The 21,377-nt window shown below is 60.9% G+C and carries 15 protein-coding genes; 4 read left to right on the top strand and 11 right to left on the bottom strand.

The genetic code is table 11. The features are described from left to right. Positions 1 to 37 precede the first annotated feature (37 nt). The 7 genes from FMF02_RS01100 to FMF02_RS01070 all read right to left on the bottom strand — a co-directional run bounded on the left by FMF02_RS01100 (position 38) and on the right by FMF02_RS01070 (position 11,599). A complete protein-coding gene (locus FMF02_RS01100) occupies positions 38 to 1,648 on the bottom strand; it encodes a putative Ig domain-containing protein (protein WP_141411916.1) in 1,611 nt (536 codons plus the stop codon). A gap of 197 nt (positions 1,649 to 1,845) precedes the next feature. After that, a complete protein-coding gene (locus FMF02_RS01095; RefSeq protein ID WP_141411915.1) occupies positions 1,846 to 3,204 on the bottom strand; it encodes an Ig-like domain-containing protein in 1,359 nt (452 codons plus the stop codon). 68 nt (positions 3,205 to 3,272) lie between these two features. Further along, entirely contained in the window at positions 3,273 to 4,589 is a 1,317-nt protein-coding gene (locus FMF02_RS01090) for a BT_3987 domain-containing protein (RefSeq protein ID WP_141411914.1), read from the bottom strand. A 22-nt stretch (positions 4,590 to 4,611) separates the two neighbouring features. Next, positions 4,612 to 6,492: a RagB/SusD family nutrient uptake outer membrane protein gene (locus FMF02_RS01085; protein WP_141411913.1), complete on the bottom strand. Its 1,881-nt coding sequence runs from the start codon at positions 6,490 to 6,492 to the stop codon at positions 4,612 to 4,614. Positions 6,493 to 6,508: 16 nt separating this feature from the next. Continuing rightward, positions 6,509 to 9,841, bottom strand: coding sequence for a SusC/RagA family TonB-linked outer membrane protein (locus FMF02_RS01080; protein ID WP_229090238.1), 3,333 nt, complete (start codon positions 9,839 to 9,841; stop codon positions 6,509 to 6,511). A gap of 85 nt (positions 9,842 to 9,926) precedes the next feature. Continuing rightward, the gene (locus FMF02_RS01075; RefSeq protein WP_141411912.1) at positions 9,927 to 10,892 is read right to left on the bottom strand and encodes a FecR family protein; all 966 of its coding nucleotides are present in this window, start codon (positions 10,890 to 10,892) and stop codon (positions 9,927 to 9,929) included. Between the two features lie 101 nt (positions 10,893 to 10,993). Further along, a complete protein-coding gene (locus FMF02_RS01070; RefSeq protein WP_019131063.1) occupies positions 10,994 to 11,599 on the bottom strand; it encodes an RNA polymerase sigma-70 factor in 606 nt (201 codons plus the stop codon). Between the two features lie 486 nt (positions 11,600 to 12,085). Here FMF02_RS01070 and prfB point away from each other — a divergent pair, with 486 nt between their 5' ends. From prfB to FMF02_RS01055, 3 genes are read left to right on the top strand one after another with little or no spacing between them, the layout of a single operon-like run. Next, positions 12,086 to 13,198, top strand: a complete 1,113-nt coding sequence (gene prfB / locus FMF02_RS01065) for a peptide chain release factor 2 (protein ID WP_019131062.1) — start codon at positions 12,086 to 12,088, stop codon at positions 13,196 to 13,198. A gap of 46 nt (positions 13,199 to 13,244) precedes the next feature. Continuing rightward, entirely contained in the window at positions 13,245 to 14,435 is a 1,191-nt protein-coding gene (locus tag FMF02_RS01060; RefSeq protein ID WP_141411911.1) for an FprA family A-type flavoprotein, read from the top strand. 10 nt (positions 14,436 to 14,445) lie between these two features. Next, entirely contained in the window at positions 14,446 to 15,621 is a 1,176-nt protein-coding gene (locus FMF02_RS01055; protein WP_141411910.1) for an exo-beta-N-acetylmuramidase NamZ family protein, read from the top strand. Positions 15,622 to 15,706: 85 nt separating this feature from the next. Here FMF02_RS01055 and FMF02_RS01050 read toward each other — a convergent pair whose 3' ends face one another. From FMF02_RS01050 to FMF02_RS01035, 4 genes are read right to left on the bottom strand one after another with little or no spacing between them, the layout of a single operon-like run. Continuing rightward, positions 15,707 to 16,225 (bottom strand): prolyl-tRNA synthetase associated domain-containing protein, encoded by a 519-nt coding sequence (locus FMF02_RS01050; protein ID WP_141411909.1) that lies wholly within the window; start codon positions 16,223 to 16,225, stop codon positions 15,707 to 15,709. Further along, on the bottom strand, positions 16,215 to 17,417 hold the full coding sequence (locus tag FMF02_RS01045) for a class I SAM-dependent rRNA methyltransferase (RefSeq protein WP_141411908.1): 1,203 nt from the start codon (positions 17,415 to 17,417) through the stop codon (positions 16,215 to 16,217). Before FMF02_RS01045 ends, FMF02_RS01050 begins: the two co-directional genes overlap by 11 nt. Beyond that, entirely contained in the window at positions 17,414 to 18,016 is a 603-nt protein-coding gene (locus FMF02_RS01040) for a 3'-5' exonuclease (protein ID WP_141411907.1), read from the bottom strand. The genes FMF02_RS01045 and FMF02_RS01040 overlap by 4 nt, the downstream gene beginning before the upstream one ends. 25 nt (positions 18,017 to 18,041) lie before the next feature. Further along, positions 18,042 to 19,961, bottom strand: a complete 1,920-nt coding sequence (locus FMF02_RS01035) for a RecQ family ATP-dependent DNA helicase (RefSeq protein ID WP_141411906.1) — start codon at positions 19,959 to 19,961, stop codon at positions 18,042 to 18,044. A 327-nt stretch (positions 19,962 to 20,288) separates the two neighbouring features. Here FMF02_RS01035 and FMF02_RS01030 point away from each other — a divergent pair, with 327 nt between their 5' ends. Next, complete coding sequence (locus FMF02_RS01030) at positions 20,289 to 21,149, top strand: Cbp1 family collagen-binding glycoprotein adhesin (protein ID WP_141413526.1); 861 nt, start codon at positions 20,289 to 20,291, stop codon at positions 21,147 to 21,149. Positions 21,150 to 21,377 lie beyond the last annotated feature (228 nt).

The raw sequence follows: 21,377 nt of genomic DNA, 5'->3' as shown, positions 1-21,377 counted from the left end.
TGCGTCGTATCCTTTTTCGTTTGCAGAAAGCTGCGTTCTATTTTTTCAGGTCGTTTCGTGTCGGATTTCCGGGTGCGATCTTGACCAGCACCACCCCGTGGGGCGGGACTTGTGTCTCGAAGCCCTTGTCGGTGGTCGTGAGGTCTTTCTGTCTCCACAGGTCGCGCACGACCTGCGTACCCCTGATGCCGAGTTGTTTGAGCGTGAAACCGATCTTCGCGGGTTCGCGGGTTTTGTTGAACAACCCTACGGCCATCGCACCGTCTTCGAGGTGCTTGACGTAAATCACCCGTCCCTCCTTTTCCCAGATCGCCGCGGCGTGCACGCCCAGCGGATCCTGGTTGACGGCGATCACCTCGTCGTTGGTAAGCAGCGATTTCGTGAAAGGATCGAGCCGCGCCAAATCGCAGCCGATGAGCAGCGGCGAAGCGAGCATGGCCCAGAGCGACATGTGCGTATACTGTTCGTCGGCCGTGAGCTTCGTATAGTGGAGCTTGGGGCCCCATCCGACGAGTCCCACGACGAGCATGTCGGCGTCGGGCCAGTGTCCGGGGCCGCAGAAGGGCGCCCAGCGCTGCTGTTCGAAGCCGATGGATGAGATGCTTTTCCACGTGTCGCGAATATCGCCCGTGGTGCGCCAGCAGTCGGTATACTCCACCCATAGCGGAGCGTCGGCATAGGGTGCCGAGTTGGAGATGCTGTATACGATGTCGCGATCCGTTGCGCGAAGCGCGTCGTGCATCTCCTTTACGTGGTAGAGATCGTTGGGATTCCAATCGTATTTGAGGTAGTCGATCTGCCAGTCGGCCCACTGGCGTGCGTCGGCCTCGACGAAGGAGTAGGCGCCGTGGCGGTACATCTCCTTGCGGTCCTGCCAGTAGTTGCCGCCGGGTTTCTCGTAGCGGAAATTCTCGTTGTGGTTGCCGTCCTTGATCCACTGGTTCTCGCCGTCGGGGTTGTCGGAGTACGATCCGATGTGCGCGGCGTAGGTTCCGATCCAGGGCGAGGAGTAGATGCCGAGTTTAAGTCCCATGGCGTGTACCTGCTCCGAGAGCTCCTTCATGTCGGGGAACTTGTCGTTGGTCTGGATGGCGTTGTAGCGGCCGCCGCGCCGGCCCTGCCAGCCGTCGTCGATGTTGATGTACGTCCAGCCGTGGTTCACGAGCCCCGACTCGACCATCGCACGAGCCGAGGAGAGGACTTGCTCCTGCGTGACGTCGCGCGCCCAGCAGTTCCACGAGTTCCAGCCCATGGGCGGCGTGAGGGCGATCCGCTCGCCGATGACGATGCGAAGTTCGCGGGTGGCTTCCCCGAGTGCGTTGCGTGCGGTGAGTTTGACGAGGTAGGTGCCCGGCTTCTTGACGCGGCCCGTGATGAAGCCGGTCGAGGGATCGAGGGAGAGGCCTTTGGGCAGACCTTCGGCGGCGAATGTCATGGGTCTGTCTCCGGATGCCGGTATGGCGAAGAGAAACTCCGAGCCAGGACGGGCCCCGAAGACCTTCGCCCCGTTGATGCGGGGAGTAGGCGGCGCGGGCGGGGTGAGAATGTACTGCGAGAGATCCGGCACCAGGGCGTCGGGGGCCGACTGGCTCCATGCGGGTGTCCACAGAAGCGCGGCCGCGAAGAAAAACGCGAGTAGTCGTTGCATGATTCGATTTGATTTAAGTTAGACATCTATATATTAATGTACCGATCAAAACATAGGATTTCTTCATACAAATATAGGATTTTTCTTTGAAAATTCGAATACAAGTCCTTAAAAGTCAGTTGTAACGGTCGGATTCTTTCATTTTCTTTGAAAATCTTTCCGAAAATCGTGCGAAATCCGACTTCGTGCGGTTTGAGTTAAGGAAGTTCGTATTGGAAAATATTGGCGCGGCGTCGGTTGCCGTCCTTTTTCGATTGCGAGGCGAATCCCAGAAAGAGTTTCCCGCGCCGGATTTTCACCCCTTCGGACTCGATGTATCCGCTTTCGGTGATGCCCGCTTCGGTCAGCGCTTTCAGGTCGGAGACGGCCCGAACTTTCGTGCGGGACTGTACGATGCGGCCTTCGAAATCGTAGACTGTCATGTAGGCTTCTCCCGTCGTACCGTCGTTGTTTCCGCTCGTTCCCTCCATGAGATACATGCGGCCGTCGTGTATCTCGTATCCCTGCCATGCGATGGCGGGCGTCGGGATGCTGAATCGCGCGAGAGGTTGCAGCCGCGAGAGATTGCGGACACGCACCTCGGGCGTGACGTCTTTTCGGAGCGGATAGCTCTCCGTTTCGCCGCCGTAGGAGAGGGGTTGCAGCGTGACGGTCTCTTCGGGAAGGGCTTTCGCTTCGCTGAGCGAATAGACCACCCAGCAGTAACGGCCCGGAGTGTCGACACGGGTGTAGAGGATGGCCAGCTGGTCGTTCGCCGCGTCGACGGCGGGATTCATGTTGAGGCAGCCGGCTTCGATGAAATAATTTTCGTCGGAGTTCCACGGGTAATGGGTCGAGCCGGGGTTATAGCGGATGCGCGAGACGACCTGTTCGTGCCAGTAGTTGCCGTCGTCCACCCGATTGGCGTAATTGCCTACCCAGACGAAACGCTCGTCGCCCGCCTCTTCGACGGCCATGTTCGAGGAGTGGCCGTGGAAACAGAGGGTCATGTACTCCGTAGCCTGTCGGTCGGGCATACTGCGCGAAACCAGAATTTTGTATCGATCGGTCACCTGCGTGTAGAAAATTTCGCCGCGGGAGTCGACGTCGAAGCCCTGCATGACCGTATTGGCCGGCAATTGGACGAACCGGCTGAAAATGATTCCATCGCTCAGCGGCGCATCGATCCACGTCGTGTTCGAGGAGCGGACCGTGATGCCGATCGCGCATCGGGCGTCGCCGGAGGCCGTTTCGGCCGTTACGGTCGCCGTACCGACGTTGCGGCCCGTGACGATGCCCCGTGCATCGACCGAAACCGTCTGCGGCGAAGAAGAGCGGAATGTCACGCCCAGCGGGTTGCCGTCCATGTCGTATGCGGTGTCGTTCGCATCGCCGTCGTGGCGGATGCGCAGCGTCGGGCGGTAGGTTTCGCCCACTTCGAGCGTTTTCGATGCGTTTTCGAACGAGAGGGCCGGCGGGGTGTCGGACGTTTTGTTTCCGTTCGAACAGTTCGTAGCGGCGAGGCAGAAGCCTGCTGCGGCGAAGATCAGGGAGCAGGTCATGACGAATGATTTCAACCGGCTACCGGTTCTGCCGTTTGCAGGCAGAATCGGTAGTCGGTAGTTGCTGTGATTCATGGGAGGTATCATTCGCCGGCGTCGATCAGTACGGGTTCGAATTCGCATACCGATACCAGTTTCCGGCCCGGACGGCCGGATTCGGTCATTTTCAGCCGCAGGTAGCGTCCCGACCCGAACCATTGTTCGCTGCGGAAATCGCCGACGACCGTCTTGCTGCCCTCGAAGTCGAAGGATTGCAGAGGCATCCAGGTTTTGCCGTCGTCGGACATTTCGATCCAGCCCGCTTTGAGGTCGGTGACGTAGCTGTCGTTGCGGCGCGTGAGTTTCATGCCGGCGTAGTAGCAGGTCTTGCCCAGATCCCAGTCGATCGTCACGGGGAGCGTTTCGATGTCGCCTTGGCCGATGTTGTTGTAACGGTTCTCGAATTTGGTCGATATGTCGCCGTCGATCGTCAGTTCGGGGCCGCGGCCGGTGTACCACGAGCTGCATGCCACGAGGATCCATTTGCTGCGGTCGGTGAAGAGGGGATTGAGCGCGATGTGGTAGAGCACGGTGTTGTCTGCTCCGATCTTGAATTCGGAGTTGCTTTTCAACTGCACGGCCAGCGTGTAGAAGCGGTCGGGCGTCAGCTTCGACTTGTCGATCTCGAAATGCGATACGGCCTCGCGCTTGCCCACTTCGAGCTGCGCCGGCGTGAAGGTGACGGCGTCGGTCGGGATCGGCAGGTAGTTCGTACCGTGCTCGGCGTTGTAGGCGTCGAGCACTTCGTCGCCGTAGGCGTATTCGGTCGTGGTCTCCCACTTGTTGTCGAATTCGACGTAGGCGGTGAAGTCGAGCGTCTGGGAAGAGCCCAGATCGCACTCCACCACGCCGGCGTTTCGAACCAGCACCTGGGTCTCCGCCATCTCGGGATTGATCAGGATGCTGCCGAGCTCCTCGTTCACCTTCGAAGAGGAGGAGGTCAGGCGCAGCGGGATGACGTAGGACGTCAGATCGCCGAGCTGCTTGATCGCCGAGCAGTCGAGCTGCACGGTGAACGTCGTCGAGGGGTGGTCGGCATCGACCGATCCCGTACTGTTCACCAGCCGGTAGCAGGCGGGATCGAGCGCCGTATAGGCAGTGCCGTTGGCCTCGTTGTAGGCCGTGAGGACGTCGTCCGAAAGTTCGATCCCGAGCTCGGAGGGCGTGACGGTGTATCCGCTGCTGAAAGCGCGGAAGGAGTAGTCGATGGTCTCTTCGATATCGTAGAAGAGGGCTTTTTGCAGGTCGCTTTCGAGCAGATAGACGACCGAGTCCGGCAGGTTGTCGTTGCGGTGATCCGCTTCGCAGCCGCCGAGCAGCAACGCTCCGGCGACAGGTATGATGAACTGTTTGAGTTTCATGATTGTCTGAATTGAATTAGGGTTACCAACCGTAGTTCTGCGTGCAATTCGTACGGTCCATCTCCTCCTGCGAAATGGGGAAGAGGTAGCCGCGCGGCGAGAATTTGCGATGTCCGTTGGCGCTCAATCCGCTGTCGCGGGTGCTGAGCGTGCGTTTCCAGAAAGCGCTGTTGGCGTTGTGGTTCGTCGCGTCGATGTTCATGCCGTAGACGTCGCCGTGCTCCGTTTCGGCGATCATCCATGTGCGGATGTCGAAATAGCGGTGATTCTCGTAGCAGAGTTCGACCATGCGTTCGCGGCGGATCAGTTCGCGCATCTGCTTCTGGTTGCCCACCGCTTCGGGGTAGACTTTCTCGATGTCGGGGACGCCCGCGCGCTTGCGCACCATGTTGAGATAGGTGAGGATGTCCGGATTGCCGGGATCGTATTCGTTGAGCGCTTCGACGTAGTTGAGCAGAATCTCGGCGTAACGGATGATCGGCCAGTCGATGAAGTCCCACACGTCCGTACTGGTCGAGTCGCCGGCGGTCGAAGTGTCTTTGGTGTGATCGATGAACTTGCCGGCCAGGTAGCCTGTGGCGGGATAGTTCTGCTGGGTGGCTGCATAGCCTGAATTACCGCCGGTGTAGAGTTGGACGACGCCCTTGTTCACGTTGCCGCTGTGCCATACGCAGCCGCTCCACAGCACGTTGATGTAGAAGCGCGGTTCGCGGTTCTGGTACATCATGAAGGTGTTGGCCAGCTGGTCGCCGAAGATCGGATGCGTGAAGGTCGAGAATCCCGTCTCGCTGTATCCCGATTCGGGATCGATGATCGGCTGCGTCTGGTCGCCGTTCGTATATCCCGTGATGGGATAGCGGCCGTTGGCCATGGCGAAGGCGTCGACCAGCTTCTGCGTGGGGCCGAACGATCCGTAGGCGCGCGACCGGGCCATGCGGGGCGTGGCGGCGATACCCCAGTTGTAGGCGCTGACGATGCGGGAGAAGATCATCTCTGTCACGCTGTTGACCGGCCCGACCGTCGTGTACAGATCGTGCAGACTGCCGTAGGGATCGGTGCCGTCGGCCCCGACGAGACCGTAGATGTTCATGTCGATCACGTCTTTGGCGGCCTGTGCGGCAGTCTCCCATTTCTTCTCGTCGTAGACTGTGGGGAAGAGCGGGTTGCCGTACTTGTCGATCACGCCCTTGTAGAGGTCGTTGCCGTTGAAGAGTTTGCGGGCTGAATAGAGATAGACGCGGGAGCGGATGGCAAGGGCCGCCCCTTTGGTGGCGCGGCCGTATTTAGCCGACGCCCACTCCTGCGGGAGGCCTTTGGAGGCTTCGTAGAGTTCCGTGGTCACGTAGTCGACGCACTTCTCCCACGAGTCGCGTTCGCGTTCGTTCAGGTCCTCCTGCTCGTAATCCGTGGGTTCGTCGCCCAGAATGAACACGGGGCCGAAGGTGGACATCAGCAGCGAATAGTAGTAGGCGCGCAGGAAGCGGGCTTCGTTGTACATGTATCCCTTGTCGGTGTCGCCTATTTCGGGGCATTCGTAGACGTGCTGCATGAAATAGCTGGCTTCGCGGATACCCTTGTAGATGTTGTTGTAGGTGTAACTGCGTTGAAGATTGATGGAGGGATCCCACGTGTCGTAGTTAATCTGCGTGTACGAACGGCCGGTGTAGGCGATCGACGATTCATCGGCGCAGGGCGCCCACGGCAGCGTCTGTCCCGAAGGGTCGCTGTAATTGGGTTGGTAAGCGTAGACGTTGGTCAGGTATTGTTCCGTCGTCGAGGCTTTCAGGAAGATCTGGTCCGGCGTCAACTGTTCGTCGGGCTGGCGGTCGAGATAGTCGTCGCAGGCTACGAACGCGGTGCCGGACAATAACAGCAATCCGAATGTTTTCAATATGTTTTTCATAGTCGTTGTCGTTGGTTTAGAAGCCGATCGTAAGGCCGATGTTGATGATGCGGTTGTTGGGATAGTTCGTGGCGCCGGTCTGCAAGTCGGGGTCCCACAGTTTGAAGGGACTGAACGTGAACAGGTTCACGCCGGAGAGATAGACGCGCATGTTCTGCATGGCCATCTTCTGGGAGATGCGCTTGGGCAGCGTATAGCCGATTTCGAGGTTTTTCAGGCGCATGTAGCGGCCGTTGGCCATCCAGAAGGTCGAGGTCTGATTGTTGTTGTTATTCGTACCGATATACAGACGCGGATATTTGGCGTCGAGCCGTTCGGGCGTCCAGTAGTTATCGTAGACATCGGAGAAGAGGTTGGCCTCGCGGCTGTTGCGGGCGTTGAAGCCGAGCGTCTGATCGGTACGTGTCGAGAAGCTTACGTGGCCGACGCCCTGGAAGAAGGCCGAGAAGTCGAACGCCTTCCATTGCAGCGAGAAGCCGAATCCGTAGACGATCTCCGGAACGTTGGTGTAGCCGATGGGCTTGACGTCGTAGGAGTCGACCACGCCGTCGCCGTTGAGGTCGAGGTACTTGATGTCGCCCGGTTCGACGTCGCCGAACGACTGCTTCGGCCATGCGTCGATGTCGGCCTGGTCGCGGAACAGGCCGGCCGCTACAAGGCCGAACGTCTGGTAGCGTGCCTGCCCCGTGCGGTTCATGTAGAGGTATTTGTAGTCGGGTTGATCCTGATCGACGATCATGTTGCGGGCGTAGGTGAAGTTACCGCGCACGGTCAGATGCAGGTCTTGGCCGATCGTCTGGTGGTATTCCAGCGAAGCGTCGACGCCGCTGTTGCGCATCTTGCCGATGTTCACCCACGGCTGGGTGCTCAGACCGACGTAGACGGGGATCGACTGCCGTTGGAGGAAGATGCCCTCGCGTTTCTCTTTGAAATAGTCGGCCGAGATTTTCAGCTTGCTGAACAGCGACAGGTCGACGCCCACGTTGAGTTTGTGCGCCTCTTCCCAGCCCACGTTGGGGTTGGGCCAGTCGCCCATTTGGATCGAAGAGGAGCTGTGCGGTCTGGTTCCGAAATAGTAGCTGCTGCCGGAGTTGACCGTGCCGTTGTAGATGAAGCGGCGCACGTTGTCGCCCGTGCCGATCTTGTCGTTGCCCACGATACCGTAGGAGGCCTTGATTTTGAGCAGGTCGATCACGCCCCGCACCGGTTCGAAGAACTTCTCGTTGGAGATCACGTAGCCGGCCGCTACCGACGGAAAGAATCCGAACCGTTTGCCCGGCGAGAAGTTTTCCGAGCCGTTGTAACCGAAGTTGCCTTCGATGAAATAGCGGTTGTCGTAGCTGTACGTGATACGTCCGGCGATACCCTGGTGCCGGTAGGGAAGGGCCAGTTCGGGCTCCGACTTGTCGATACCTACGTCGTTGCGCTGCGACTGCTGGTAGAGGAAAAGCGCCGAGAGGTCGTGCTTGCCGAAGGAGCGCGCCCAGTTGACCGACGCTTCGAGGTAGACCGAACGGTAGCCGCTGTGCGATTCGGCGTAGGTCAGGTTGTCGGTGCCGACGACCGTCTGCTGCAAGATCAGGTCGCCGAACTCGTCTCGGCCGCTGGCCATGTACTGCGGGGGTGTCTTGGTGCGTGCCAGATGGTTGTAGTTCTTGGCGTCGAACGAGCCTTTGACGGTGACGGTGAGTCCTTTGGTTACCCAGTCGCCGAGGTCCTGCGTGAGCGAGAAGAGCGACTGCGCCGTGTTGTAGAACTTCTCGCGGTAACCGGTCTGCGTCAGCAGCACGTAGGGGTTCTCGCCGTTGTTGGCGCCGGGGCCGGGCAGCAGGCCGTTGGAGTAGACGGCCGGAAAGACATTGGGAGCCGATTTGACCGCATAGTCCCAAATCGTCGACGCCGCCGTTCCCGGTTCGTTCTTGCGCTCGAAGGTGGTGGCCAGGTTGACGTTGAGCTTGGTATATTTGTGGAGCTGCACCTCGACGTTGGAGCGGAAGTTGAACTTGCGGTAGAAGACCGACGTGTTGTACTCCTTCATGTTGTCGCGGGCGAACAGACCGTCTTCGTTGTAGAAACCGCCCGAAATGTAGTATTTGGCCGTGCTGCCGCCGCCCGTCACGTTGACGTTGACGCGCTCGTTGAACGAGAGATCCTTGTAGAGGTAGTCCACCCAGTCTACGTTGGGGTAGAGGTCGGGATCGGAGCCGTCGCGGTATTTCTGGATGACTTCGGGCGTGTAGACCTCGCTGCCCGCGGCGGCGTTCCACAGTTCGGCGAACTGCACGGCGTCGAGCATGTCGGGGACTTTGGTCGGCTGCACCATGCCGGCTTCGAAGCGGATGTTGATCTGGGGTTTGCCGACGATACCCTCGCGCGTGGTGATGAGGATCACGCCGTTGGCGCCGCGCACGCCGTAGATGGCCGTCGCGGCGGCGTCTTTGAGGATCGAGAAGTCCTTGATGTCCTCGATGTCGACCAGATCCAGATCACGTTCGATGCCGTCGACGAGCACCAGCGGCGTCGTGCTGCTGCCGAAGGTCGAGATGCCGCGGATCCAGAAGGTCGAGCTGGCGCCCGGTTCGCCCGAACGCTGCACCGAGATCACGCCGGCCAGCTGGCCGGCCAGGTTGTTGGAGATTTTGGCCGTCGGCATCCGGATGTCGTTGACCGAGACCGAGGCGATCGACCCCACGACGCTGGCTTTCTTCTGCGTGCCGTATCCCACGACGACCACTTCGTCGAGTTCGTTGCCGGCCGAGAGCTCGATCACCTTGGGAAGGTTGGTGACGGGGAACTCCTGTGTCTGGTAGCCGATGTAGGAGACGGCGATGTAGCCGTAGTGTCCCGTGAAGGTGTAGTCGAAAGCTCCGTCGACGTTGGTGTTCGTTCCCAGCGCCGAATCCTTGACCCAGACCGTCGCGCCGATGATCGGCTCCTTGGTCTCGGCATCGATCACGCGGCCCGCGATGTGACGCGTCTGCGACGCCTGCTGCGCAGCCTCGGCGCGCGGCTGCTCCTGCGTAAGGATGATCGTGTTGTAGCGGATCACGTAGCTGATACCCGTGCCGCGGAGTGCATCGGCGAGCAGCTCCTCGACGTTGTGTTTCGACGGATCGGCCTTGATCGTGATGTTGTCGGCCAGATTACCTTGGTAGGAGACCTTGTAAGAGGTCTGCGCTTCGATCTGTCGGATCAGTTCTTTCAGGTTGGTCACGTTCCCGATGCGGATCGTGTTTTGTTGCGCCGTCTGTGCGGCGTGGGATAATTCCCCCCCCCACGGGATTTGGAATGTCAGGCAGAGAAGCAGCAATGCCCGGACATGCCATGAACCGCGAAAATTCTGTTTCATAGACGAATGGTTTAGGTTAAGTTAGTTAAGATCGTGACGCACGCCGTGTGCCGGCGGCCGCGTCTTTTCTATCTCGGACAGTTATTCATAAGATGGTGATTTTGTCGCCGTTCCGGGTGAAGCGTGTATCGGTCGAGAGCGTCACGATTTCGAGGACATGGCGCAGCGGCATGTTGTAGTCGAGCGTGCCGGTGAAGAGGATCTCTCCGAGCGCTTCGCGGCCGAAAGCGATGTCGCAGCCGTAGTGGGTGCCGATGCTTTCGACGACCTTCGACAGCTGGACGTACTGGAATGAACGCAGTTGCGCATCGAGTTCCGCATCGACGTTGACTTCGCGCAGCATCAGTTTGCGGTTGGCCGGATTGTACGAGATCTTTTGTCCGGGGCTCAGCGTCACCGTGCGGTCGCCCGCGTGGAAGTCGACGACGCCTTCGATGAGCGTCGTCTCGATGTCCGAACAGTCGTCGTAGGCTTTCATGTTGAATTTCGTACCCCGCACGACGGTGCGGGTCTCCTTTCCGGCGTCAACGGTAAACGGTGCGTCGGCCATTTTGCGGATGTCGAAGAAAGCTTCCCCCGTCAGATGCACCGTGCGGCCCTCGCTGCCGAAATCGGATGCGTAGCGCAGCTGCGAGTGGGGCATCAGTCGTACGTTCGAACCGTCGGAGAGACGGATCGAGCAGGCCCGCTCTTCGGTCGTGACCGTACAGGTGCGGTCGTCCGCAGACCGGTAGGGAAACAGCAGCGAACCTGCGGTGAGGAGTCCGACGGCGAAGACGGCCGCATAGCGGACGACGGTGCGCAGCCGTTTCGTCGGTGCGGGGCGCCTGCGCGCCTCGATGCGCCGACGCAGCGTCTGCCAGGAGAGATTGGGATCGACCGCGGCTGCGGCCGACAGGCGTTCGCCCGTGAAGAAAACGAGGTAGAGCCGTTCCAGCCTGCGGCGGTTCTCGTCGGAGGCGTCGTACCATCGTTCGACCTCGGCCGAGGTCGTGGCGTCGAGTTTTCCTCCCAGAAATTCGATCAACAGCGTATCGTCGATTTCGATCATGGATGTCGGGGTTTTGATAATAATACGTCCCGACATGAAAAGTTACTAAGGGGAAAAGACAGTTTTCTTTCGTCGAAACCGGAAAACCGGTTGCGGTACGGTCAGACCAGATCGTTGCGTCCGGAGAGCGAGAGCAGCCAGAGCAGCAGCGGCAGGTAATCTTTGAGGGCTACGCCGAGTGTGCGCAGCGCCTGCGAGATATGGTAGTTGACCGTTTGCGGGGAGACGCCGAGTTCGGCGGCGATCTGCTGGTGCGTCATCCCCATCCGGCGGCTCATCTCGAAGATGCGGCGCGTCTGTTCGGGCAGACGGGCGAGCGCTTCGTCGTACAGACGCGACAACTCGGAACCGAGATAGAAGTCGGGGGATTCGAAACGTTCGGCGAAGCGCTCGCTCAACTGCTGGTGGACGCGCTGCCGGACCTGCCGGTGGGCGATGCGGTCGAACGCCTTGTTGCGGACGATCATAAAGAGCAACCCTTTGAGCGACAGCTCTTCGAGCAGTTTGTCGCGGTTTTCCCAGATGTAGAGCATCGCGTCCTGCACGATGTCCTCGGCCGTCGAGACCGGCACCCAACGCGACGCGAAACTGCACAGGCCGCGGTAATAGAATTTATAGCAGGCTTCGAAGCAGGCCATGTCGCCGCGGTGGAGCCGGCGGATGACTGCGCGGTTGTCGTCGAGATCGTATTTGGACTGAAAAATCATCGTTGCTCGTTGTCCGTTCGAAACCCAAAGATACGCTTTTTTCCGAAAAATCGTCGGGAGAGGTGAAAGAAATGGCCTTCCGGCCGATCTCGTCACCCCGTTTCATTCGGGTGTCGCGGAGCTTTCCGGAGGATGCGAAGGGGCGGCCCGTCCGGCTGATTCCCGAAATTTTCATCGGTTTTTTCCGGTCTCGTACCATGGTTTGTCGGCCCTCCTGCCGGGCTGCCGGATTGCGACTTGTCCGCAACTCGTTTTTGTCTCGGCAAAAGCCAATATATTTGCATTGCGCTCGGCTTATTCGTATCTTTGACTTCGTCTTAGATACTCCGTCTCGGCATAATCAAGCTGACGCTTGCTTCTGCGCTCGACTTATTCGTATCTTTGGCTTCGCCGAAGATACTCGCGTTCGGCAATGTTCAAATAAATTTGACATTGCTCTCACTTATTCGTATCTTTGTCCCCTATCGATTTCAAGCCGGAAATTTTATGGTATTGGCAGAACAGATCAAGGAGGCGGCGAGCCGTCGGGATACGTTGGAGAAGTGTCTCGACATCGAACGCAAGCGCATGGATTTGCAGAACGAGGAGGAGAAGACGCAGGAACCCGACTTCTGGGACGATGCGGCGCGTGCGCAGGAGCAGTTGCGCCGGGTGGCGTCGATCAAGAGCTGGATCACCGATTACGACACGATCCGCAAGGAGGTCGAGGATCTGGAACTGATGCCCGATTTCCTGAAAGAGGGGGTGATCTCCGAGGAGGAGATGGATGCGCACTATGCGCAGACAATCGCCCACATCGAAGCGCTCGAACTGCGCAACATGTTGCGCCGCGACGAGGACAAGATGGGCGCTATTCTGGACATCAACGCCGGAGCCGGCGGTACCGAGGCGCTCGACTGGGCGTCGATGCTGCTGCGCATGTACACCCGCTGGTGCGAGGCCCACGGCTACAAGGTCAAGACGCTCGACTACCAGGCGGGCGACGAGGTGGGCGTCAAGTCCTGCACGCTCGAAATCGAGGGCGACTACGCCTACGGCTATCTCAAAAGCGAAAACGGCGTGCACCGCATGGTGCGTCTGTCGCCTTTCAACGCCAACAACAAGCGCCAGACGACCTTCGCGTCGGTCTTCGTGTCGCCCGCTGTGGACGATTCGATCGAGGTGGTCATCAACCCCTCGGACATCGAGTGGGACACGTTCCGCTCGTCGGGCGCCGGCGGTCAGAACGTCAACAAGGTCGAGACGGCCGTGCGGCTGCGCTATCACGGCAAGGATCCCGATACGGGCGAACCGGTCGAGTTCCTGATCGAGAACATGGAGACGCGCTCGCAGCTGATGAACCGCGAGAATGCGATGCGCATTCTACGAAGCAAGCTCTACCAGCGCGAACTGGACAAGCGCATGGCCACGCAGCAGGCGCTCGAAGCGGGCAAGAAACGCATCGAGTGGGGGTCGCAGATCCGCTCCTACGTCTTCGACGACCGTCGCGTGAAGGATCACCGCACGGGTTGCCAGACGTCGGACGTCGACGCGGTGATGGACGGTGAGATCGACGCCTTCATCAAGGCCTACCTCATGCAGTTCGGCGCCGAGGCGTGAGTGGAAATAATAAAGGTATTTCGATAAATAAATTGCAGTATCCGTTATGAAAGACTTGACAAAACTCACGGATCGTATTTTCTACGTCGGGGTGAACGACCGCACGAAGCATCTTTTCGAGGGACTGTGGCCGCTGCCGCTCGGCGTGTCGTACAACGCCTATTTGGTCTGCGGCGAGCGGACGGCGCTCGTCGATACGGTCGACGCCTGCTTCACGGGCCGTCTGCTGGCCAACGTCCGCGAACGGCTGGGCGACAGACCGTTGGATTATCTGGTGATAAACCACATGGAGCCCGACCACTCGGCTTCGATCGCCGCCGTGCGGCAGGCCTATCCCGCCGTGCGGATCGTCGGCAACGCCAAGACGTTGCAGATGATCGAGGGCTACTACGGCATCGCGTGCGGTACGGTCGAGGTCAAGGAGGGCGACGTGCTCGACCTGGGCGGGCTGACGCTGGCGTTCTGCATGATTCCGATGGTGCACTGGCCCGAGACGATGGCCACGTGGTGCGCCGAGGAGCGTACGATCTTCTCGGGCGATGCGTTCGGCACGTTCGGCGCACTGAACGGCGGCGTGACGGACGAGCAGCTCGACGTCGAACCCTTCTGGGAGGAGATGCGCCGTTACTACGCCTGCATTGTGGGCAAATACGGCCAGCCCGTGCAGCGCGCCCTGGCGAAGGTCGCCCCGCTCGACATCGCCATGATCTGCTCGACGCACGGCCCCGTCTGGCGCCGAGAGATCGCCCGCGTGGTGGAGCTCTACGACAAGGTGAGCCGTTACGAGGGCGAGCCGGGGGCGGTCATCGCCTATGGTTCGATGTACGGCAATACGGAGCAGATGGCCGAGACCGTCGCCCGCGGCCTGGCCGCCGCAGGCGTGCGGCCGATCGTCGTCTACAATCTTTCGACGGCCGACGTGTCGCAGGTGTTGCGCGACATCTTCCGTTACGATACGCTCGTCGTCGGTTCGCCGACCTACAACGGCCAGCTCTACCCGCCGGTCGATGCGCTGCTGCGTAAGATCGCCGAGCGTTGCATTCCGTACCGCCGTTTCGCCTGCTTCGGCTCCTTTACGTGGGCCGGTGCCGCCGTACGTCGTATGACGGAGTTCGCCGAGGGGATGAAATGGCCGGTCGTCGGCGCGCCTGTCGAGTTGAAGCAGGGGTATTCGACGGCTGTCGAACCTGCCTGCCGCATGCTGGTCGATGCGCTGGTCGAAGATATGAAACGATAAAACGAAGGCGATGCGCAAACTCTTGCTTTTTTCGCTGCTGTGCATGCTGCTGCCGGTCGCTGCGGCGGCCGCGCCGGAGGGGGCGTGCGACGGGGTGACGGTCGGGGCGGCCGATACGGCGGCCTACTTCCCGCTGCTGCGCGGGCGCCGCGTGGCCGTGCTTGCCAACCAGACTTCGCGCGTGGGCGACGAGCATCTGGTCGACCTGCTGCATCGCAGCGGCGTGCGCCTGACGGCGATCTTCTCGCCCGAACACGGATTCCGCGGGACGGCCGATGCGGGCGAGCACGTCGCCAGTTCTGTCGACGAGCGCACGGGGGTGCTGATCCGTTCGCTCTACGACGGCCGCACGCGCCGACCGTCGGACGAGGCGATGCGCTCGTTCGACGTGTTGCTGGTCGACATGCAGGACGTGGGTCTGCGTTTCTACACCTACTATATTTCGATGCTGCGCATGATGGATGCCTGCGCCGATTTCGGCCGCGCGGTAGTGGTGCTGGACCGTCCCAATCCCAACGGATCGTACATCGACGGCCCCGTGCTCGACATGAAATACAAGTCGGGCGTCGGCGCGCTGCCGATTCCCGTCGTACACGGACTGACGATGGGCGAGATCGCCCGCATGGCCGTGGGTGAGGGGTGGGCGAAGCCGTGCGACCTGACAGTCGTACCGTGCCGCCGCTATACCCATGCCACGCGCTACGAGCTGCCCGTGGCGCCGTCGCCCAACCTGCCGACGCAGCGGTCGATTTACCTCTATCCGTCGATCTGCCTCTTCGAAGGGACGGTGGTGAGTCTGGGGCGCGGCACCGACCGTCCGTTCGAGTGTTACGGCCATCCCGACATGCCGGCCGACCGCTACTGCTTCGTCTTCACGCCGCGGCCGACAGCCGGCGCGAAACATCCTCCTCTGGAAGGACGCCTATGTCGCGGTGTCGACCTGAGCGAGAAGCCCTGCGAGGAGATTCTCGCCGAGGGGCTGACACTCGACTACGTGATCGACGCCTATCGTGCGCTAGGGTTGGGCGAGGCGTTCTTCACTCCGATGTTCGAGAAGCTGATCGGCGTGGGCTGGGTGCGCGAGATGATTCTCGACGGCCGTTCCGCGGCCGAGATTCGTGCACGCTGGCGGCCCGACGTGGAGCGTTTCGCGAAAATGCGCGAAAAGTATCTGATTTACGAATAGATGGACTGGTCTGACAGAAAACCGCCTCGAAAGAGGCGGTTTTCTCTCTATCTGCGGGAGGGGCGAAGGGCAGCGGAGCGGACGGCTACTCCTCGTAGAGATCGAGATACTCGTAGCTGTTGCCCACCCGCGCAAGATACCGTTCGAACTCCGTGCGGGCGATGACTACCGTGGCGCGGCAGTCGTTGGGGTGGAAACTCAGCGACGGGCAGTACAGCAGGTTGCGGTCGAGAAAGAGGTGAACGTGATGCTCCGCGTCGTTGATGAGTCCGAACGGCGAGACGGAACCGGGTTCCAGCCCCAGATAACGCATCATGCGCTCGGGCGAGGCGAACGACAGTTTTCCCTGATGCAGCCGCGCTTCGAGGTCGTGGATCGAGAGCGTGCGGTCGCAGTCGAAGCAGACCAGATAGTGCCGATTGCCCTTGTGATTGCGGAAAAAGAGGTTTTTGCAGTGTTTCGACCCGTCGTCGCGCCAGTGGCGTTTGGCCAGTTCGATCGTGGGCGAAGCGGGGTGGAAATAGAGGTCGTAGGCGATGTCCGCCGCATCGAGCCACGCCGTCACGGCATCGATCCGTTCGCTGTCGGAGGGTTTATTCCACATAGAGCACCAACCCTTTGAGATACTCCCCTTCGGGGTGATAGATGTTGATCGGGTGGTCGGCCGGCTGCGCGAGCTGGTGCAGGATGCGCACGTTGCGGCCGGCGATGGCTGCCGCCGAGAAGACCGTCGTGCGGAACAGCTCCTTCGTCACGGCCTGCGAGCAGGAGAAGGTGAAAAGGATGCCGCCCGGCCGGATCTGCGACAACGCCCGTGCGTTGAGGCGCTTGTACCCCTGCATGGCGTTGCCCAGCACCTTGTGGTGCTTGGCGAAGGCGGGCGGGTCGAGGATGATCAGGTCGTAGCGGTCGCCGATCTGTTTGAGGTACTCCACGGCGTCGCAGGCGAGCGTCGTGTGGGGAAAACTGTCGCCGAAATTCAGCCGCATGTTCTCGTCGGCCAGCTGCACGGCGCGCTCCGAGGCGTCGACCGAGCAGACCTCCTTCGCTCCGCCCGCGGCGGCGTAGACCGAGAATCCTCCCGTGTAGCAGAAGGTGTTGAGCACGGTGCGGCCCGCAGCGTAGCGTTCCACCAGTTCGCGGTTGCAGCGCTGGTCGAGGAAGAAGCCTGTCTTCTGTCCCTCCTCCCAGTTGACCAGAAAACGATGGCCGTTTTCCGACACCTCCTGTGTCGGAGCTGCGACTTTGCCCATCAGGTATCCGTCCACGGCGTTCAGCCCCGCCTTGTAGGGTACCGTCTGCGAACTCTTGTCGTAGACGGCTGCGAGACGCTCGCCGTAGACCTCGCGGAGCGCCTCGGCGATCTGCATCCGCGAGCGGTACATCCCCACCGAATGACACTGTACGACGGCCGTCGTGCCGTAGATGTCGATCACCAGTCCCGGCAGCGAGTCGCCCTCGCCGTGAACGAGCCGGTAGCAGGTCGTCGCGGCATTGTCGATCAGACCGAGCGTGCGCCTCACTTCGCAGGCCGAGCGGATGCGAGCGCGCCACCATGCGGCGTCGATCGGCTCCTGCGCGAAGGTGAGCACCCGCACGGCGATCGATCCGATCTGGTAGTGGCCGCGTGCGATGAAATCGCCGGCGGCGGTATGGACGTCGACGATCTCCCCCTCGGCGATCGTGTCGGAGGGACACTCCACGCGGCCGATTGCGCCCGAGAAGATCCATGGGTGACGGCGCAGCAGCGACTCTTCTTTGCCTCTGCGCAGGAAAATACGGGGGTGGGTCGTCATTTGTCGTTCGGTTTAAGGGTATGTTGCAGCGTGCGGTAGATTTCGGGGCAGATCCATGCGTCGGTGGCGGCGTAGCGCATCTGTTTTTCGGTAAGCTGCGCCGCTTCCCAGTTGCTCAGCCGCTGGGCTTTCGAGACGCGCTTGCCCAACACGATGGCCGAAAGCTTGCGCAGGCTCTTCTCTTCGATGCCCCAGTCGGGGGCCAGTTGTTGCAGGTCGACGAAGCCGCCGGGCCGGAAGCGGCGCAGGGCCAGCAGCGAGCGGATGTCGCCCGCCACGTCGGCGCCGATTTTCAGAATCGCCTTGTTCTCCAACAGTTTGACGAGCTGCTTCTCGAAGCGCATCCTATTGAGGCGGAACAGATAGCAGCGCCGCGGCGTGGAGAGTTGCAGCAGGGCGACGCGGTAGGTGACGCCCGCCTTGAACGAGGGGCGCGTCTCGGTGTCGAAGCCCAGCACGGGCGACGACGCCAGGTCGCGGCAGGCGGCTTCGACCTGCTTCTCGTCGTCGACGATGACGATCGGGCCGTCGAAGAGCACGGCAGGCAGCTTTGCGGTATCTTCGTTCGATATGTGCTGTTGAAACGTTCGTTTTTCCATGCGAATTCTCTCAGGCGACGCAAAGTTATCGATTAATTGCGAGTTTTCCGCTCTCCGCCGTCGAAATTTTACCTGCGTGCTGCAATCGTTCGACGGCCTCCAACACCCGTTCGGCGTCGCAGCGGAAGCGCGCTGCCAGCTCCTTGACCGCGAGCGGTTCGGCGTCGAGCTGTCGCAGGATCTCCTCGTCGAGCGGAGCTTCGGCCGATTTCGCGCGTTTGCGCGCCGCCAGACAGATGTCGCAGACACCGCACGGCGCGGGGTCGGCCGCACCGAAATAGCGTTCCAGCACTGTGCTGCGGCACTCGGTTTCGTTGGCGGCGTAGGCGATCATGTGCGAGAAGCGCTCTTCGGCCAGCTCCTGACGGCGGCGGTAGGTCTCGGGGGCGATGTAGAGGTCGGCCGCTGGCAGCCGTTCGCAATCGAAGAAGAGCATCGGCGCCTGATTGGCCGGAATGTAGCGGATCACGCGCATCTGCCACAGCCGCTTGAACAGCTCCTTGACATGCTCGACCTTGTAGCCGCTCGCCGCGGCGATCTCCTGCTCGTCGATGGGGCGGAAATCGGTGAAAACGCCGTCGTAGAGCCGCAGCACGGTACGGATGAAGTGGTCGAGGTCATTGCGTACCACGCGCAGTTTGTAGAGGTCGTCGCGGCTGATGCAGAAGAGAATGCGCGCGGGGTTGCGCATTTCGTCGGTGAGCGTCAGATAACCGTTCTGCTGCAACAGTTTCAGCGCGCTGGCGACCTTGCCGCCGAAGAGGCGGAACTTCGCGCAGAAGTCGTGGATGTTGAAGACGAACGACGCCTGCTCGCCGTCGCCGATGCCGATTTGCAGGTAGGAGCAGACCTTTTCGTAGATGTCGCGGATCTCGTCGAGCGGCGGGAATTGCAGGTCGAAGCGGCGCTGCACGCGCTCGGCGTCGTCCGGGGCGACGAGCAGCACGGCATAGGCGCGCTTTCCGTCGCGTCCCGCACGGCCCGCTTCCTGATAGTAGCTTTCGAGCGAGTCGGGCATGGAGTAGTGGACGACGAAACGCACGTCGGCCTTGTCGATTCCCATGCCGAAGGCGTTGGTGGCCACCATGATGCGCGTGCGGCCCGCGAGCCACTCCTCCTGCCGGATCGAGCGTTCGGCGTTGGCCAGGCCGCCGTGGTAGCAGGTCGCGGCGACGCCTGCGTCGCGCAGGAATTCGGTGAGCTGTTCGCAGCCGTCGCGCGTGCGCACGTAGACGATACCGCTGCCGGCCACGTTGCGCACCACGCGAAGCAGTTGCTCGTTTTTGTCCTCGTCGTGCCGCACGGCGTAGGAGAGGTTGGGCCGTGCGAACGAGCTGCGCAGGACGTGCGGTTCGGCGAAGCGCAGCTGCCGCATGATGTCGCGGGCGACAGCGGGTGTGGCCGATGCCGTGAGCGCCAGCACCGGCACTTCGGGCAGCCGTTCGCGCAGTTCGGCGATGCGCAGGTAGGAGGGGCGGAAGTCGTAGCCCCACTGCGAGATGCAGTGCGCCTCGTCGACGGCCAGCAGCGAGACCCGCATCCGCTCCACGCGCAGACGGAACGCCTCGGTCACGAGCCGTTCGGGAGCCACGTAGAGGAATTTGACATCGCCGTAGACGCAGTTGTCGAGCACGATGTCGATTTGCCGCATCGAAAGTCCCGAATGGATCGCCGCCGCGTTGATGCCGAGCCGCCTGAGGCGGTCGACCTGGTCCTTCATCAGGGCGATCAGCGGCGTTACGACGATGCACAAACCTTCGCGCAGCATTGTCGGCACCTGATAGGTGAGCGACTTGCCGCCGCCGGTGGGCATCAGCGCCAGCGTGTCGCGCCCCTGGCAGACGGAGCGGATGATCTCCTCCTGCACGGGACGGAAGCTGTCGTAGCCCCAGTAGCGTTTGAGCGTGCCGAGCAGTTCGGCGTGTATGTCGTCCAGCGGTTGCATGTCGGGCGGATGATGTACGGAGCGTCGGCGAAACCGTTGCGGTCCGATTTGCCGGAACGCCGCCTGTCGGGCGAAATTCCTCTTTCGCAAAGATACGCATAAGTGAGTGCAATGTCAAATTTATTCGAACATTGCCGAACGAGAGTATCTGAGGCGTCGGCCGAAGATTGCGGATTTTAGCCGGATTCCGCACGCCGGACGGCGGCTATCCGCCATGCGGCGCACGATTTTTATGCCGGAGGCCGCCGCCGGTGCGTTTTTTTCGTACAGCCTGCCGCTTTTCTGCTTATCTTTGACGCCGTTATGACAATCAAACCATCTGAAATGATGAAACACATTTGCCTGCCGATACTCTGTGCCGCATGTGCATTCGTATCGTGCGTGAGCCGCCGGGTGGCCGAACAAACCGTGGTGCAGCGCGATTCGCTCGAAGCGGTGGTTCGTGCGAAGGATTCGCTCATCGAGGTCGTCTTCGCCGACATCAATGCCGTCACCGAGAATCTGGCGCGGATCCGTACGCGCGAAAACCTCGTCGCGCTCGCGCGCAATGACGAAGGGGTGCGCCGTCCGATCGAGGAGATCGATGCCGACATCGCCGCGATCGACCGGTTGTTGCAGGAGAACCGGCAGAAGATCGCTGCGCTGCAACGCTCCTCGGCGCAGTTGCGCAAAGCCGACCTGCGCATCGAGGGACTCGAAAAGATGATTCGCGATCTCGATGCCCAACTGACCGCCAAAGAGGGCGAAATCGGTCGTTTGCGCGGCGAACTGTCGCAGATGGAAGCCCGGATGGAGACGCTCGCCGAAGAGGCCGCCGCCCGCAGCACCGAGGTCAAACACCTCTCCGGCGAAAAGGCGCAGCTGGAGGACCGGCTCAACACGGTCTATTATATCGTGGGAGCGGAGAAGGCGCTGCGTGATTCGGGGATCGTCTCGAAGCAGGGGTTCATCGGGCGCACGCTCACGGTGGGCGATACCGGCGACCACGATCTGTTCATCCGGGCCGACGCCCGCACGCTGACGGAGATCCTCGTCGAGCAGAAGAAGGCGACCGTCGTCACGCCGCATCCCGCCGATTCGTACGAACTGATTACGAATGCCGACAAGGTGGTGTATAAGTTGGTCATCACCGATCCCGAACGGTTTTGGAGTTCGTCGAAGGTGCTGGTTGTAAGTTACCGGAAGTAGCCGTCGTCCCCATGCTGAGCGAAGTGCGGGAGCGCAAGGCGCGGAATTGCGGCTCCGCGCCTTGCGTCGCAAAGGGCCTGCCGGTGAAAATCGCGGGTGCGGCGGGTCGGTTTCGCGGAATTCAGACGCCTTCGGTCGCACCTCGGAAATTTCGTCTCGGCAAAGTGCGAATAAATTTGCTTCTGCGCGCGACTTTTCGTATCTTCGACCGGAATCGCCTAAAATTGC

This window comes from Alistipes communis (assembly GCF_006542665.1).
Lineage (GTDB): Bacteria > Bacteroidota > Bacteroidia > Bacteroidales > Rikenellaceae > Alistipes > Alistipes communis.
Note: the sequence above shows the minus strand (reverse complement) of the source record. Positions and strands in the feature narration are given on the sequence as shown.

Bases quoted from the DNA above. Each gene is read 5' to 3' on its own strand.
- FMF02_RS01035 (WP_141411906.1), bottom strand. From the start codon at position 19,961: ATGCAACCGCTGGACGACATACACGCCGAACTGCTCGGCACGCTCAAA.
- FMF02_RS01075 (WP_141411912.1), bottom strand. From the start codon at position 10,892: ATGATCGAAATCGACGATACGCTGTTGATCGAATTTCTGGGAGGAAAA.
- FMF02_RS01045 (WP_141411908.1), bottom strand. From the start codon at position 17,417: ATGACGACCCACCCCCGTATTTTCCTGCGCAGAGGCAAAGAAGAGTCG.
- FMF02_RS01070 (WP_019131063.1), bottom strand. From the start codon at position 11,599: ATGATTTTTCAGTCCAAATACGATCTCGACGACAACCGCGCAGTCATC.
- FMF02_RS01050 (WP_141411909.1), bottom strand. From the start codon at position 16,225: ATGTGGAATAAACCCTCCGACAGCGAACGGATCGATGCCGTGACGGCG.
- FMF02_RS01085 (WP_141411913.1), bottom strand. From the start codon at position 6,492: ATGAAAAACATATTGAAAACATTCGGATTGCTGTTATTGTCCGGCACC.
- FMF02_RS01080 (WP_229090238.1), bottom strand. From the start codon at position 9,841: ATGAAACAGAATTTTCGCGGTTCATGGCATGTCCGGGCATTGCTGCTT.
- FMF02_RS01090 (WP_141411914.1), bottom strand. From the start codon at position 4,589: ATGAAACTCAAACAGTTCATCATACCTGTCGCCGGAGCGTTGCTGCTC.
- prfB (WP_019131062.1), top strand. From the start codon at position 12,086: ATGGTATTGGCAGAACAGATCAAGGAGGCGGCGAGCCGTCGGGATACG.
- FMF02_RS01030 (WP_141413526.1), top strand. From the start codon at position 20,289: ATGAAACACATTTGCCTGCCGATACTCTGTGCCGCATGTGCATTCGTA.
- FMF02_RS01060 (WP_141411911.1), top strand. From the start codon at position 13,245: ATGAAAGACTTGACAAAACTCACGGATCGTATTTTCTACGTCGGGGTG.
- FMF02_RS01055 (WP_141411910.1), top strand. From the start codon at position 14,446: ATGCGCAAACTCTTGCTTTTTTCGCTGCTGTGCATGCTGCTGCCGGTC.
- FMF02_RS01100 (WP_141411916.1), bottom strand. From the start codon at position 1,648: ATGCAACGACTACTCGCGTTTTTCTTCGCGGCCGCGCTTCTGTGGACA.
- FMF02_RS01040 (WP_141411907.1), bottom strand. From the start codon at position 18,016: ATGGAAAAACGAACGTTTCAACAGCACATATCGAACGAAGATACCGCA.